Origin of the sequence: Xenorhabdus thuongxuanensis (assembly GCF_001908095.1) — a bacterium.
GTDB lineage: Bacteria > Pseudomonadota > Gammaproteobacteria > Enterobacterales > Enterobacteriaceae > Xenorhabdus > Xenorhabdus thuongxuanensis.
This window is the reverse complement of record NZ_MKGR01000016.1, coordinates 24308-37776: the sequence shown is the minus strand read 5'-3', so window position 1 is coordinate 37776 and position 13469 is coordinate 24308. Positions and strand designations below refer to the sequence as shown.

The window sequence follows — 13469 nt, the reverse complement described above, 5'->3', positions numbered from 1 at the left end:
TTTCCTTATTTAAGTTACGTATATTAGCTTGAACATCTATATCGTAACGGAAAGGTGTTTTTCTTGGTATAACCCTTGAACTCCACCCGCATAGCGGGTGGTTTTATGTTTAAGAAGCTAACGCATCTTAAACTGGCTAAAGCCATAACAGAAAGAGTGGCTATTATCAGCCACTCTCAATTCACAATGTCTGTTGTTTTTTAATCTATTTTTTCAGATTAAGATTATTTCTTAATCTCTATCGTGCTTTTTACTGCTTTGACACCTTTTATTTCATGAACAATCTTAGCTATTTTCGCCGCTTGATGTTTGTTTTTGACAAAACCTGCAAGATGGACAACGCCTTTTTCCGTTTTCACCGAAATGTCATGACTATTTATACCTTTATGTTCCAGCAATTTTTCTTTCACTTTTGCTGTAATGGCACTATCGTCTAAATAAGCATCTGCTTTTTGCAAGGAGTTATCAATTTTTTTCCCTGCGCTGTCTATAGATTTATCGATTTGTTGCCCTGTGTTCTCCAACGTTTTTCCCACAGAAAGATCCGCTGCCAGAACACTACTACTAGCCAATACCGAGCCAAGAACAACAGCCATTAGTGAATGTGTAAACTTGATATTTTTCATCCTACCACCTTTTTAACTTCAGCTTGAACTACCACTAAGGCAGTATGTCAATTAGACAATAGTGATAAAATCAAATTTACAAAAAATAACGCATATTTTCATTAATCCAGAGAATTATTCTTCTATTACCATGAAGAGCAGAATATAAAGATAAGATAAAGAATAAGGGCCAACAGGATAGCTGGCCCTGAAAAGATATTAGTGCTCCCGTGTTTTACGGAAGGAAACATCAGGATAGCGCTCACTGGTCAAGTTTAAATTAACCATTGTTGGTGCAATGTAAGTTAAGTTATCACCACCATCAAAAGCCAGGTTCTGCTCATTTTTGCGCTTGAACTCTTCCAATTTTTTCGCATCGCTGCACTCTACCCAGCGAGCCGTAGAAACGTTAACCGGTTCATACAGCGCTTCAACGTTGTATTCGCTCTTCAAACGGGCAACAACTACGTCGAACTGAAGCACACCTACCGCCCCGACGATCAAATCATTATTGGACATCGGGCGGAATACCTGTACAGCACCTTCTTCTGATAATTGCACCAGACCTTTCAGCAATTGTTTCTGTTTCAACGGATCGCGCAAGCGGATCCGACGGAACAATTCAGGGGCAAAGTTAGGGATGCCGGTAAACTTCAACTCCTCACCTTGGGTAAAAGTATCGCCAATCTGAATGGTGCCATGATTATGCAGACCAATAATATCCCCTGGATAAGCATGTTCGACATGAGAACGATCCCCTGCCATAAAGGTCAGTGCATCAGAGATGACAACATCTTTCTTAATGCGAACCTGACGCAGTTTCATGCCTTTTTCATATTTACCGGAAACAACGCGCAAAAATGCTACACGATCACGATGTTTCGGGTCCATATTCGCCTGGATTTTGAAAACAAAACCAGTGAATTTCTCTTCACTGGCAGACACTTCACGTGCATCAGCCTGACGAGGCATTGGAGTTGGAGCCCATTTAACCAGGCCATCTAGCATATGATCAACACCAAAGTTCCCCAATGCAGTACCAAAGAAGACCGGCGTTAATTCTCCCTGTAAAAAGGCTTCCTGATCAAATTCATGGGATGCGCCTTTGACGAGTTCCAGCTCTTCGCGCAATTGGTTCGCCAGATCTTCACCCACTGCTGCATCCAGCTCAGGGTTGTCCACTCCTTTGATAACACGAACTTCCTGAATGGTATGCCCTTGGCCTGATTGGTACAGGTAAGTTTCATCAAGGTAGAGGTGATAGACGCCTTTAAAGTATTTACCACAGCCGATTGGCCATGTGATTGGGCTACAGGCAATATTCAGCTCATTTTCCACCTCATCCATGAGCTCCATTGGATCACGAATATCACGGTCGAGCTTGTTCATGAATGTCAGGATCGGCGTATCACGCAGGCGAGTCACTTCCATCAACTTACGGGTACGATCCTCAACCCCTTTCGCGGCATCAATGACCATCAAACAGCAGTCAACGGCCGTCAAAGTACGGTAAGTATCTTCCGAGAAGTCTTCGTGTCCTGGGGTATCCAATAAATTGACCAGACAATCAGCATACGGAAACTGCATCACGGAAGTGGTAATGGAAATACCACGCTGTTTTTCCATCTCCATCCAGTCTGATTTAGCGTGTTGGTTGGAGCCGCGGCCTTTTACCGTTCCCGCTTTCTGGATCGCCTGTCCGAATAGTAATACTTTTTCGGTAATCGTTGTTTTACCCGCATCCGGGTGAGAAATTATTGCAAAAGTGCGCCGTTTCGCGACTTCCTGCTGAAATGAGGAATTTGACATCAATTAGAATCTTCTGGTTCGTAGGCGGATTGATATCACTTGGAAAGCGCCTCCTGATGGCGCTTCACTGGCAAATCCGTCGTGTTAGTCGTGATTGGCGCTTATTTTCGCTGAACTTGGATTTATAAACAATCAGTGATTTTGGGACTTATTATCCAAATCGACTTCAAACAACGGCAATGCCATAATAATGGCATCTTCCTTACCTGCCGCAGTCGGGTAATAATTCTTGCGGATAGAAACTTCATTGAAGCCCATATTTTCGTATAAACGAATAGCAGCCTGGTTAGAGCGTCGAACTTCAAGCCACAATGTATTGATCTGTTTTTCAGGTAATATGTTGATGAGATGTGTCAGTAATGCCTTGCCATATCCCCGTGATTGATATTCAGGATGAATAGCAATATTAAATAGTGTTGCTTCATCCATGACATACTGCATTATCGCAAAACCGATAATCTGGTCATTTTGCGTTATCTTATAGTTGAGATAACGTTCTCCCTGATTAGAGTAAAAGGTTTTTTCACTCCACGCAAACGCATGACTGGCCTGTTCTATTTGAAATGCTGCGGGAAGATCAACGGGAGTTAATAGAGAAATATTCTTCATAATGGTAAATTTGTTGCCAAAGAGCGCGTTTTGCATTCCCATCAAGAAATAAGTCATTTAATGCTGGACTTCTCAAAGAAATCCCTTGTACTGGTAAGGTAATATCAACTCCCAGCAGCCAGCTTGGGCAGTGGATTGATTCCGAAAGTAGCTCAACATCTTTGGTCGTGATGCAATATACCAATGAGGCATCGATTCCCATGGCTGTAAAAACATCAGCAAACAATGAATGACTTAAGTCAATGTGATCATGACTAATGATCAATAGACGGGTTGAATCAGGGATGAGGACAGATAATTCACCTTGCAAAGCCATTGGGCTACGCAAAATCCATTGGGTGATCCCCAAGTGGGAAAGTAATCTGTCACGCTTTGTCATCGTGTTTTATTCCATCTGCCATAAAAAATAACAGGTAATATATTATCAGAGGGCTTACCCCTGCGCCAATCAGCTTGCCAGTACAGCCCACTGATATTCAGATAAAGATTTATAAGGAGCTATACATAGATGTCAGTATTAACCCCGGCCAGCGAAGTTATCCTGCGCCATCATGAACAATTTCGCTCTCGTCATCTGCTCTTTGCCGGTGATCTTCAGGATAACCTGGCAACGGAAATCGAAGCTGCAAGTGTGCATGTGCATACTAACCAATATCACCACTGGCAATCTCTGCTCCGCCAGCTTGGTGACAATGCCTGGTTTGGCCTTGTAGCAGACAGCGCATTTATCAGAGGATGTGATACGCTGATTTATTATTGGCCAAAAAGCAAACAAGAAGCGCGTTTTCAACTACGCAGTCTATTTTCTATCATGCCATCCGGTACTGATATCTTTATTGTGGGTGAAAACCGTAGTGGTGTACGCAGTATTGATAAATTAATGGAAGGCATCGCTACTTTCCGCAAAATTGATACAGCACGCCGTTGCAGCCTGTTTTACGGCCAATTGAAAAACCAGGTTCAGTTTGACCAAAACAATTGGTGGAACAGTTATCAGGTGGGAGATGTCACCGTCAATACGTTGCCTGGCGTATTTAGTCAGGATGACTTGGATATCGGCAGTCGTCTGCTGCTTTCAACTTTCGATGCCCCTATCTCTGGCAGTCTGCTGGATATGGCTTGTGGTGCCGGAGTATTGGCTACTGTATTGGGTAAAAAGAACCCCGACTTATCCCTGACATTAAGTGATGTCAATGCTGCCGCTATCGTATCGAGTAAGGCGACCCTGCAAGCCAATAAGCTGAAAGGCAATGTGGTCACAAGTAATGTGTATTCTGCCATTGAAGAAAAATTTGACTGGATCATTTCTAATCCCCCCTTCCATGATGGCCTGAAAACCAACCTGGCGGCGGCTGAAGATATGATCCGCATGGCACCAAACTATCTGAAATCCGGCGGTAAATTGCGGATCGTTGCAAACGCTTTCTTACCTTATCCTAATCTGCTGGATAAGACCTTTGGCCGCCATGAAGTCATTGCACAAACAGGTAAATTCAAAGTATATCAAGCGACTAAGAAATAATTGGAACAGCAAACGCAATTCCTGTGTTCTGTGTTGCCTGCCCCGAATTTAACGGGCAGGCAATGTCTATTTTCCAGCATTTCATTTCTGCCCTTACCAAACATATCGACATGCCGATTTTTACACCAGTCACGCGTTTTCTCCCTAAATAATGATTGACGCCAGCCATAAAATCTCTAGAATGCGCCTCCATGCTATTCGTTTAAGTGATAGTATCTGAATACGCGAGGGTGGCGGAATTGGTAGACGCGCTAGCTTCAGGTGTTAGTGTTCTTACGGACGTGGGGGTTCAAGTCCCCCCCTTCGCACCAAATCAGATAGCTATCAGTTAAACAAACTAGATAAATGGCAGTACCTGCGAGGGTGGCGGAATTGGTAGACGCGCTAGCTTCAGGTGTTAGTGTCCTTACGGACGTGGGGGTTCAAGTCCCCCCCTTCGCACCACTGTTACATTTTTCTTTTCTTTCTCATTGTTTCCCCAATCTTCCTTAATGTCCCAGGTAGCGCAAACAAGCGAACAAGCTGCATATAACGGCAATGCCGGCAGGTATCAATAGAAAATGACGTGCATTACGATGCAGTAACAGAACAAGTGTCAGCAGCATAGCTCCTTGAATAACAAACTTAAATTGTTCTATTCCTGCACCGACTATTTCCAGCACTGACACAACCACTACCGATACAATCAAGCTGGATAACAGTAATCCCCAGAATCCCGTCATACCTTATCCCATCATGCTTTGGCAAAAAAACAGCTTTAAATTCCACTTTGCGCTAAACATAGTAGCCACCCACTATAACAATAATGATTCTCAATACCCTATATGGTAGCGAATTAATCACAAGTTGAAAGTAAATGACAGGGATTATAAGCAAGATATGATTATTTTAACGCCATTGCATCACGTATGGTAAAGAACAGATCTGTTTGATCAGTCAAACCAACAACATTGGCAGCATGTGGTCCATAAGCGGCAACACGTAGCTGTGTACCGGTATGTTCCTGTCTATCCCCTTCCGAATTACCATAGTTTACGGTCATGATTGCGCCATCTTTTGTAATCAGCGATCGAGTCAAGCCGGGTGATTTGACATCAGGCTCAATGATTTGGCTAGCATGCGCATGATCGGCAGTCACAATCACCAGAGTATTACCATGTTCTTTGGCAAACTTAAGACCAGCTTGTACGGCCTTATCCAAGGCTACTGTTTCACCAATTTGTGCACAAGGGTTGGCATTATGATCCTGTTTATCAATCGAAGCGCTTTCCACTTGCAGGAAAAAGCCATTTTTATTCTTTTTCAGTAAATCAATCGCTTTTTCTGTCATTTGCTCCAATGTAGGTGCGTTAGGATCTAATTTAGCATTCACTGCACATTTCACTGGCTTTTCATTGATATTACCGTGATAAACTGCTTTTGGCCCTTCCCAGGCGACATCCATATTTCCAGCATTGAACAGGCCTAACAAGGGTTGTTGTTGATTAGCATCTTTGACGGCTGCCAATGACTTCGCATCCGTTACCCATTGGTATCCCTGCTCCAATGCTTGTTGCTGCAATGTATTCCCTTTATTGGCGCCAGATCTCGATTGCTGGGTAAACGATTTTGCACCACCTCCCAAAGTGACATCCGCACGTGCGGTCAGCAATTGTTCAGTAATAGAACCTTTACCTCCATTTTCCAGAGCATCTGTGGCGCAATACTTTGAAGTTTCTTTAGGGCCGTAGCAGTTACGATGTGTAATATGGGCGTATAAAGCCGCTGGTGTTGCATCCTGAATTTCGGCCGTGGTGATATTTCCCGTTGCCTTACCGTTTTTTTTAGCCAGCTCCAAAAGAGATTGATGAGGGTTGCCAAAGACATCGATTCCCAACGCCCCATTATAGGTTTTTACCCCTGTTGCCCAAGCCGTGGCAGAAGCCGCTGAATCTGTAACATAGTTAGGTTTCTTCGTCTTCTTGTCTAATGAGTAGTGTGTATATTGTCCAGTGAATGGCAAGGCATCTATCCCTTTAAAGAATCCACCTGCACCTTCTGCATAATTACGGGCAATGGTAATTTCAGAGTCCCCCATACCGTCGCCGATAAACAGGATCACATTTTTAGCTTTGTTGTTGCTTAATGCAGCCTTAAGCGCTTCAGTTTGATCTTGGGTAAGACGGCGGGCACCACCAAATTCGGTAATATTGCCTTGGGCTGCACGCTGCTGCGCCATAATATGATTTGAATCGCTGACAGCCCATACAGGCACTGTAACCCCTGACATCAATGCAGCAACTACCATAGCAAGCAGGTTTTTTTTATGATTACGCGACATAGGATTTTCCTTGCAATCGGATGAATAGGATAAAAAAAATCATCATGTTGAGTTGCTCGGATAATAGATATGTCACATGACAATTATTTGAATCTATGGCGACATTCTTATGACAACGATTTTTTCTGCAAGGCAAGAAGAAAAAATGAGCGCCTTAGCAGACCAAAAAGCGCTCTACCCATATAATTCCCTATTCCATTGGTGAATTAACGCACCCATCAATAACGCATCATGACCGATTTCAGCTCCGTATAATGCTCAATGAATGCGCTGCCAAACTCACGCCCCATTCCTGAAGATTTAGTACCACCAAATGGAACCGCAGGATCCAGGAACGTATGCATATTAATCCACAGTATTCCCGCTTTAATATCAGGGATCATACGCATCGCCTTGCTCATATCATTCGTCCATAGGCTGGCTGACAGACCAAATGGCGTTGCATTCATCATAGTAATTAACTCTTCCTCATCATCATAACTGAGGAAAGTACCAATCGGCCCGAATGTCTCCTCGTTCATGAGTGTGTCTTCAACACGATTGGCTCTAATCACTGTTGGTGCGACAAAAAATCCCGCCCCCTCCAAAGCATAGCCTCCGTGGACAATTTCATTGCCTTCCTGACGCGCTGTCTCAAACATAGACAGAATTTTTTCGTAATGTTCTTTATTCGCCAAAGGCCCCATTTCCGTCGATTCATCAAGGGGAGAACCCATTTTCATCGCAGATAAACGTTCAGAAAGTAATACCAAAACCGCATCCATGTGAGCGGATGGAATATAAAAGCGCTCTGCGGCTGCACAAATTTGCCCTTGATATACATATCCCGCTTCCAGTATGCCATCAACGATCTTTTCAACTGTCATATCAGACAGAAAAGCCGCCGCGTTTTTGCCACCAAGCTCCAGTGTTGTGCGCTTTAATCCCTGCTCCATAGCCAATTTCCCCACGCTCATTCCTGTTGGAACAGAGCCTGTAAAAGTGACTTTGTCACATTGAGGATGATTAATGAGAGAAGTACCCACGCGAGCACCTGAACCATTGACGATATTGATCACACCATCTGGGATACCCGCTTCTTTTGCCAATTCGGCCACACGAAGCATGGTTAAGGGGGTATATTCACTGGGTTTAAGCACAATCGTACAACCACAGGCCAATGCCGCTCCCAATTTCCAGATCGCAATCATGATGGAAAAATTCCACGGGATAATACCAACTACAACACCAATAGGCTCACGGCGCGTGAATGCAGAATATTTTTCTCCTTTAAACGATGGCAATGAAACATTCAGGGTTTCCCCCGTGATTTTGGTCGACCATCCGGCAAAATAGCGTAAATAATAGGCTGATGCTCCCACATCCAGCATACGGGATAATTGGATCGGTTTACCGGAGCATACACTTTCCAGTTGTGCTAACTCCTCACTATTTTTTTGTAATAGATCAGCCAACCGATTCAGGCAATTTCCCCGTTCCAGAGGAGATGTCTGTGCCCACACACCATGAAAAGCGGCTGATGCCGCCTGCATTGCCTGATGAACTTCGGTATCTCCACCTTGATTGACCGTAGCTATTACTTCACCAGAAGCTGGGTTAACGATGGAGAAAATTTCATTTTCCTGACCAAGAAAAGAGACTCCATTAATATAATGACCGTGAGAACGCTGCAAAAAAGTTGTAACGGACTCTAGCAAATTAATTTCACTTATCATCTTTTCCCCTGACTAATCAGACAATTGTCCATTTACACAAGCCATATAATGTTTGACGAAACGCTCACTGGTGATTTCCCACAATACTTCACTCCCTTTTGCCGCAAACCACGAATCGCCTTTATGATATTCAACCATCACTCCAGTTTTGACATCGGTCAGTTTCACTGAACCTTCATACACCGTTGCCATCTCATCAAAGGGATAGGTCATTTTAAATTTGCCTTTAGTACAGGCAAAAATCCCACATGTCAGATTATCCGATGGCTCTCCGTGGATCATGGCTACATTCGCCTGCGGCTCCCCTTCCACCACAATAGAACCAAGATTAGTGACACTGCCAATTGGCATTAATTCAGGAAGTGCTTTATCTAACAATAATGGCTTTATCATGATTTTTACCTTTAACTGTTACGTTCCAAAAATGTAAAAAGAAAAACTAACGACGCCCTTTCCAATAACCGGAAGTTTGGTGCCAGGTCTTACCGACAGAGAGCAGTATATTTCTCAGTTTGTCTTTCCCGATAATATTGAGGTGTGGAATTGAACTGAGTAGCGAATAACGCTCTGAGCCTTCACTCATTCCCTCAGCCAAAATTTTGCAGATGATGTGGCTCGGTGTTACACCAAAACCTGAATAGCCTTGAACATAGAACACATTTTTATGCTGAGGCAGAGAACCAATTTGCGGAAACAAACTAGCGCTGCAACATAATGGCCCGCCCCATGCCAGTTCTATCGCTACATCTTTCAAGTAAGGGAAAGTTTTGAGCATGAGATTGCGGTTCCATGCTTTTAAATCGGAAGGAATATACTCCATAAAATGAGTCGCACTGCCATATAACAGGCGATTTTCTTTAGTAACACGGTAGTAATCGATGACTGGACTAATATCACTGTATGCCCCTCGAATTGGGCTGATCCTGTCAATCAAATCGTCCGACAGTTCTTCTGTCATCAATTGAAAAGCATAGGTATTGATCGTTTTTCTATAAATAGTCGGTTCGAGACCATCCAAAAAGCCATTACATGCCCACAGCATCTTACTGGCACGAACCGATCCTGTTACTGTGCGTACTGTAACTCTAGGACCATATTCTACGCTCACAACCTGACTGTTTTCGAAAATTTTGACGCCATACTCAGTGGCAGCCTTGGCTTCTCCAAGTAGCAAGTTGAGCGAATGAACATGTCCGCCCCCCATATGTTTTAACGCACTGGTATAACGGTCTGAACCAATGATTTTTTTAACATCTGCACCCGTATAAAGCTCAATTTCTGTGTCAGGAGAAGCTGAACGAAATTCCTGTAACCAACCATGCAGAGTTTTATCATGTCGCGAATTCCAGCCAAGATAGGCATAACCTTGGCAAAAGTCAGCCTGAATATCATATTTGGCTATTCGATCACGAATAATCCCCGCCCCCAAGCTACTGATTTTAAATATAGTTTCCAGACCCTTTTCACCCACGTGGCGTTTGATCTTATCCAAATCATGACCAATGCCCGTCATCACCTGACCACCATTACGGCCTGTACCGCCATATCCCAACGTTCGGCCTTCCAAAATAGCAATATTGGTGATGCCTTTTTCTGCCAGCTCTAATGCTGTATTGATACCGGAAAAACCTCCGCCAATGATAACTACATCAACATCCAGATCTTCTGTCAGCATTGGAAAACGAAGATCATATTTTTTTGTCGCTGTATAATATGTTAATGAATCAAGTTTATTATTCATGTTATACCCCATGAGCATCTGCTTATCCCCTGATGGTATATACAGGTGGTTACCTTGCTACTGCTTTTTTCAGGGGGGTGTTTATCACATTTTTTGAACATTAGTTGTTCAGGTGTATTAACAAAACAATAAATAGCAAATTATTAATAAGTTAATAAAATAACAAAAATAGACATTCATGCATTTCATGTCTGATATATATATGAATCATATGTACTTGAAATGCTCAAATCATTTGTTGTTTTCATGTTAATGAAATCACAGTTTATTAAAATATTTATTAATAAATTGTGATTTTTAGATATCCATTTTGTGATGGAGTCGGAAGGAATTTTTTCTGTTAGTAAATTATCCTAAAAGTAAATATTTACATATGTACCTAATAGGTTTCGAGTTGTGGCCGACAAAACAACAACTTGAAAAATGAAGGGTATAATCACTGGAAAGGAATAAATATGCTACCCAAGAAAATCATCCTTGATTGCGATCCTGGGCATGATGATGCCATTGCTCTCTTACTTGCCCACGGGAACCCCAATATTGAACTGTTGGCTGTAACGACAGTTGTTGGTAATCAAACCCTGAATAAAGTCACCCGCAATGCTCTTTGCGTTGCACGTATCGCCAACATTCACAACGTTCCCTTCGCAGCCGGTTGTCACCGTCCACTTGTTCGGGAGATCAATACCGCCCCAGATATCCACGGTGAAACTGGTCTGGATGGCCCTGTTCTTCCTGAACCTAATATGAAACTGGATGAGCGCCATGCAGTTGATCTCATTATTGATGTGATTATGGAAAATCCGCCCAAGAGTGTGACTTTGGTGCCAACGGCGGGTTTGACAAATATTGCCATGGCTGCACGCAAAGCACCGCAAATCGTTGAGCGTGTGAAGGAAGTTGTGTTAATGGGAGGGGGTTATCATAAAGGAAATAAAAGTGCAGTTGCAGAATTCAATATCGTAATCGATCCAGAAGCCGCGCACATTGTTTTTAATGAAAAATGGCCGCTGACGATGGTCGGTTTAGATCTCACTCATCAAGCGCAAGCAACACCTGAAATTATCGAGGCAATCGCCCAGATTAAGACACATTCCGCCCAGTTCGTTTTGGATGCACTGAAATTTTATGGTGATAGGTATCGTGAATATCAAGGATTTAGCTATGCTCCTGTACATGATCCCTGTGCTGTAGCCTATGTGATCGACCCTGATGTTATGACAACCCAAAAAGTCCCCGTTAATGTCGAGCTAATGGGAACCTTGACAACTGGAATGACAGTTGCAGATTTCCGTTTTCCACCACCTGAAGATTGCCATACGCAAGTCGCTGTCAAATTGGATCACGCCAAATTCTGGCAATTAGTGATTGATGCCCTGAAAAATATTGGTGAAACAACTTACTGATATTATTAATTTATTCTTTAGCTATTGAGGCTATCCCTCCGCCTCAATAGCTAAAAGAATTTCTGTCAAACTAACCTGATGCCCATCAACACAGCGCTACATAAAATCAGGAACAATGTGACATATTGCAATATTTTGTCAGACAAATGCTTTATCAAATACCTGGCAAAAGGGATAGCCAGCAAAGAACCTAAAAACAGCACCAACGCAAGTTTCCAATTCGTATGCCCTCCATATGCATAAGCAAAAGCAGATGAGCCTGATAATATCATCGTGATAAAAAGGGAAACACCGACTGCTTGTTTAATACTCATCTGTCCATAGCGTAACAATAGTGGCAATACCACTATGCCACCACCAACCCCTGTCGCCCCGAGCACTAATCCAGCTCCCGTACCAGGCAGCAATAAAGGCTTAATCAACCCAAGTTGTAATTGTGGTTGCGTTTGGTTTATGTGTAATTGTGGCTGACGTATTTGGCGGTAAAAAAGATAAAGGGAGAATAAGATAGCCAATAAAACCAGTAAATTGATTCCCCATTCAAGTTGTACTCGATTATGGCTTAAATGACTCAACATTGTGACTCCATAACTGGCGAACATTGTACCGGGTATCATGATCAGCATAATAATCAAAGATTGGCGTAAGGGAATATTTCCCACGCGGAAGTGCATATAAGAAGATGATATTTTCATCAACATTGAAAGAAGATTAGCCGTCGCGACGGAAGCCAATGCATCCAATCCAAAAAAATAGGTCAGGATCGGCAAAACTATCACTCCACCACCAACACCGGTAATACTGATAATCAAGCCAACAATCGCCCCAATCGCAAGTTCAGGGATAACTAACATCATCTCTTTCCCAGCTCAAAGATTATTTTCTTACTAAATTTCAGCAAGCACTGCCTATAATAGGACAAAAATGAATATCATATTCAAAAAAAGAATATACCTCCCAGTTTGGTACTAAAACCAAACGACAAGGGAACATGATTCTTTCAGGTCGCAGCTTTATTGGCTGCAACTTTGCAACTGAAAGTAAAGAAGATGAAGATATAGGTGATTGGTTGCTGAAGTTTATCTTTCTAACAACCTTGTATTATTTTTTTGATAATGAGTTTTAACGGGGAGGATGTATTGCTCCAAAATCAAATAATTCATTGAGTTCAATCTGTAATCCATTTGCTATCACATTAATAATTTCTAAGGTAGGATTCCTAACACCACGTTCAATACCACTAACATAAGTGCGATCCAGTCCACACTTATCAGCAAAAGCCTCCTGTGACATCCCAGCTTCTCTCCTGAGATACCTAATTCTTTGGCCAAAAAGGGATCTGATGTTGTTCGATTTTTTCATCCGATAAGTATCGATTCATGTTACTTATCCGACCACGGACTATGAGTCACGTTTCAGCTAGAGTTATGCTATGATGTGTGACTTATAGTCTACTGAATACTCACTTACTTTTTAATTGAAAAGGTGATTGATAATTGGAGAGCTTAAGGATGGAAAAAAAAGACTGGCATTCTGCTGACATCATCGCTGAATTGAAAAAACGCGGGACATCACTGTCAGAAGTATCGCGAACAGCAGGGCTGGCGTCATCAACTCTTGCCAATGCATTACAACGACACTGGCCAAAGGGCGAGCGTCTTATTGCAGCAGCGCTGGGACGCACACCAGAAGAAATATGGCCTTCGCGTTATGAAAAGAAATAATCATAAGCCCAGCACTAC

Annotated in this window: 14 protein-coding genes and 2 tRNA genes; 5 read left to right on the top strand and 11 right to left on the bottom strand. The window is 42.7% G+C overall.

The annotated features are described in order from the left end of the window. Nucleotides 1-224: 224 nt before the first annotated feature. The 4 genes from Xentx_RS11585 to Xentx_RS11570 all read right to left on the bottom strand — a co-directional run bounded on the left by Xentx_RS11585 (nucleotide 225) and on the right by Xentx_RS11570 (nucleotide 3402). Nucleotides 225-626, bottom strand: a complete 402-nt coding sequence (locus Xentx_RS11585; protein WP_074020387.1) for a BON domain-containing protein — start codon at nucleotides 624-626, stop codon at nucleotides 225-227. 198 nt (nucleotides 627-824) lie between these two features. Continuing rightward, nucleotides 825-2414, bottom strand: coding sequence for a peptide chain release factor 3 (gene prfC, locus Xentx_RS11580; RefSeq protein WP_074020386.1), 1590 nt, complete (start codon nucleotides 2412-2414; stop codon nucleotides 825-827). Nucleotides 2415-2546: 132 nt separating this feature from the next. After that, nucleotides 2547-3023 (bottom strand): ribosomal protein S18-alanine N-acetyltransferase, encoded by a 477-nt coding sequence (rimI, locus tag Xentx_RS11575; protein WP_074020385.1) that lies wholly within the window; start codon nucleotides 3021-3023, stop codon nucleotides 2547-2549. Continuing rightward, nucleotides 2992-3402, bottom strand: coding sequence for a DNA polymerase III subunit psi (locus tag Xentx_RS11570; protein WP_074020384.1), 411 nt, complete (start codon nucleotides 3400-3402; stop codon nucleotides 2992-2994). The genes rimI and Xentx_RS11570 overlap by 32 nt, the downstream gene beginning before the upstream one ends. Before the next feature lie 129 nt (nucleotides 3403-3531). On the opposite strand from Xentx_RS11570, the gene rsmC reads away from it, so the two are divergent. From rsmC to Xentx_RS11550, 3 genes are all read left to right on the top strand, one after another. Further along, entirely contained in the window at nucleotides 3532-4545 is a 1014-nt protein-coding gene (gene rsmC / locus Xentx_RS11565) for a 16S rRNA (guanine(1207)-N(2))-methyltransferase RsmC (protein ID WP_074020383.1), read from the top strand. 224 nt (nucleotides 4546-4769) lie between these two features. Beyond that, nucleotides 4770-4856, top strand: a tRNA-Leu gene (locus Xentx_RS11555). Nucleotides 4857-4902: 46 nt separating this feature from the next. Then, a tRNA-Leu gene (locus Xentx_RS11550) sits at nucleotides 4903-4989 on the top strand. A 44-nt stretch (nucleotides 4990-5033) separates the two neighbouring features. Here Xentx_RS11550 and Xentx_RS11545 read toward each other — a convergent pair. The 5 genes from Xentx_RS11545 to Xentx_RS11525 all read right to left on the bottom strand — a co-directional run bounded on the left by Xentx_RS11545 (nucleotide 5034) and on the right by Xentx_RS11525 (nucleotide 10321). Beyond that, nucleotides 5034-5267, bottom strand: coding sequence for a DUF1435 family protein (locus tag Xentx_RS11545; protein WP_139292486.1), 234 nt, complete (start codon nucleotides 5265-5267; stop codon nucleotides 5034-5036). A gap of 161 nt (nucleotides 5268-5428) precedes the next feature. After that, nucleotides 5429-6865, bottom strand: coding sequence for an alkaline phosphatase (phoA, locus tag Xentx_RS11540; protein WP_074020381.1), 1437 nt, complete (start codon nucleotides 6863-6865; stop codon nucleotides 5429-5431). A gap of 218 nt (nucleotides 6866-7083) precedes the next feature. Beyond that, entirely contained in the window at nucleotides 7084-8577 is a 1494-nt protein-coding gene (locus Xentx_RS11535) for an aldehyde dehydrogenase family protein (protein WP_074020430.1), read from the bottom strand. A gap of 15 nt (nucleotides 8578-8592) precedes the next feature. Continuing rightward, nucleotides 8593-8973, bottom strand: a complete 381-nt coding sequence (locus tag Xentx_RS11530; RefSeq protein WP_074020380.1) for a cupin domain-containing protein — start codon at nucleotides 8971-8973, stop codon at nucleotides 8593-8595. Nucleotides 8974-9019: 46 nt separating this feature from the next. Beyond that, nucleotides 9020-10321: an NAD(P)/FAD-dependent oxidoreductase gene (locus tag Xentx_RS11525; protein ID WP_074020379.1), complete on the bottom strand. Its 1302-nt coding sequence runs from the start codon at nucleotides 10319-10321 to the stop codon at nucleotides 9020-9022. Nucleotides 10322-10776: 455 nt separating this feature from the next. Between Xentx_RS11525 and uriH the strand changes: the two genes are divergently transcribed. Beyond that, on the top strand, nucleotides 10777-11727 hold the full coding sequence (gene uriH, locus Xentx_RS11520; protein ID WP_074020378.1) for a uridine-preferring nucleoside hydrolase UriH: 951 nt from the start codon (nucleotides 10777-10779) through the stop codon (nucleotides 11725-11727). Between the two features lie 65 nt (nucleotides 11728-11792). On the opposite strand, the gene Xentx_RS11515 is transcribed toward uriH, so the two are convergent. Next, on the bottom strand, nucleotides 11793-12581 hold the full coding sequence (locus Xentx_RS11515; protein ID WP_074020429.1) for a sulfite exporter TauE/SafE family protein: 789 nt from the start codon (nucleotides 12579-12581) through the stop codon (nucleotides 11793-11795). A gap of 268 nt (nucleotides 12582-12849) precedes the next feature. Then, the gene (locus Xentx_RS11510) at nucleotides 12850-13020 is read right to left on the bottom strand and encodes a helix-turn-helix domain-containing protein (protein WP_339373688.1); all 171 of its coding nucleotides are present in this window, start codon (nucleotides 13018-13020) and stop codon (nucleotides 12850-12852) included. A gap of 218 nt (nucleotides 13021-13238) precedes the next feature. Here Xentx_RS11510 and Xentx_RS11505 point away from each other — a divergent pair, with 218 nt between their 5' ends. Beyond that, complete coding sequence (locus Xentx_RS11505) at nucleotides 13239-13451, top strand: helix-turn-helix domain-containing protein (RefSeq protein ID WP_074020376.1); 213 nt, start codon at nucleotides 13239-13241, stop codon at nucleotides 13449-13451. Nucleotides 13452-13469 lie beyond the last annotated feature (18 nt).

Coding starts and splice junctions, on each gene's coding strand:
- rsmC (WP_074020383.1), top strand. CDS start 3,532: ATGTCAGTATTAACCCCGGCCAGCGAAGTTATCCTGCGCCATCATGAA.
- Xentx_RS11530 (WP_074020380.1), bottom strand. CDS start 8,973: ATGATAAAGCCATTATTGTTAGATAAAGCACTTCCTGAATTAATGCCA.
- phoA (WP_074020381.1), bottom strand. CDS start 6,865: ATGTCGCGTAATCATAAAAAAAACCTGCTTGCTATGGTAGTTGCTGCA.
- rimI (WP_074020385.1), bottom strand. CDS start 3,023: ATGAAGAATATTTCTCTATTAACTCCCGTTGATCTTCCCGCAGCATTT.
- Xentx_RS11585 (WP_074020387.1), bottom strand. CDS start 626: ATGAAAAATATCAAGTTTACACATTCACTAATGGCTGTTGTTCTTGGC.
- Xentx_RS11545 (WP_139292486.1), bottom strand. CDS start 5,267: ATGACGGGATTCTGGGGATTACTGTTATCCAGCTTGATTGTATCGGTA.
- Xentx_RS11505 (WP_074020376.1), top strand. CDS start 13,239: ATGGAAAAAAAAGACTGGCATTCTGCTGACATCATCGCTGAATTGAAA.
- Xentx_RS11515 (WP_074020429.1), bottom strand. CDS start 12,581: ATGTTAGTTATCCCTGAACTTGCGATTGGGGCGATTGTTGGCTTGATT.
- Xentx_RS11525 (WP_074020379.1), bottom strand. CDS start 10,321: ATGAATAATAAACTTGATTCATTAACATATTATACAGCGACAAAAAAA.
- Xentx_RS11510 (WP_339373688.1), bottom strand. CDS start 13,020: ATGTCACAGGAGGCTTTTGCTGATAAGTGTGGACTGGATCGCACTTAT.
- uriH (WP_074020378.1), top strand. CDS start 10,777: ATGCTACCCAAGAAAATCATCCTTGATTGCGATCCTGGGCATGATGAT.
- Xentx_RS11570 (WP_074020384.1), bottom strand. CDS start 3,402: ATGACAAAGCGTGACAGATTACTTTCCCACTTGGGGATCACCCAATGG.
- prfC (WP_074020386.1), bottom strand. CDS start 2,414: ATGTCAAATTCCTCATTTCAGCAGGAAGTCGCGAAACGGCGCACTTTT.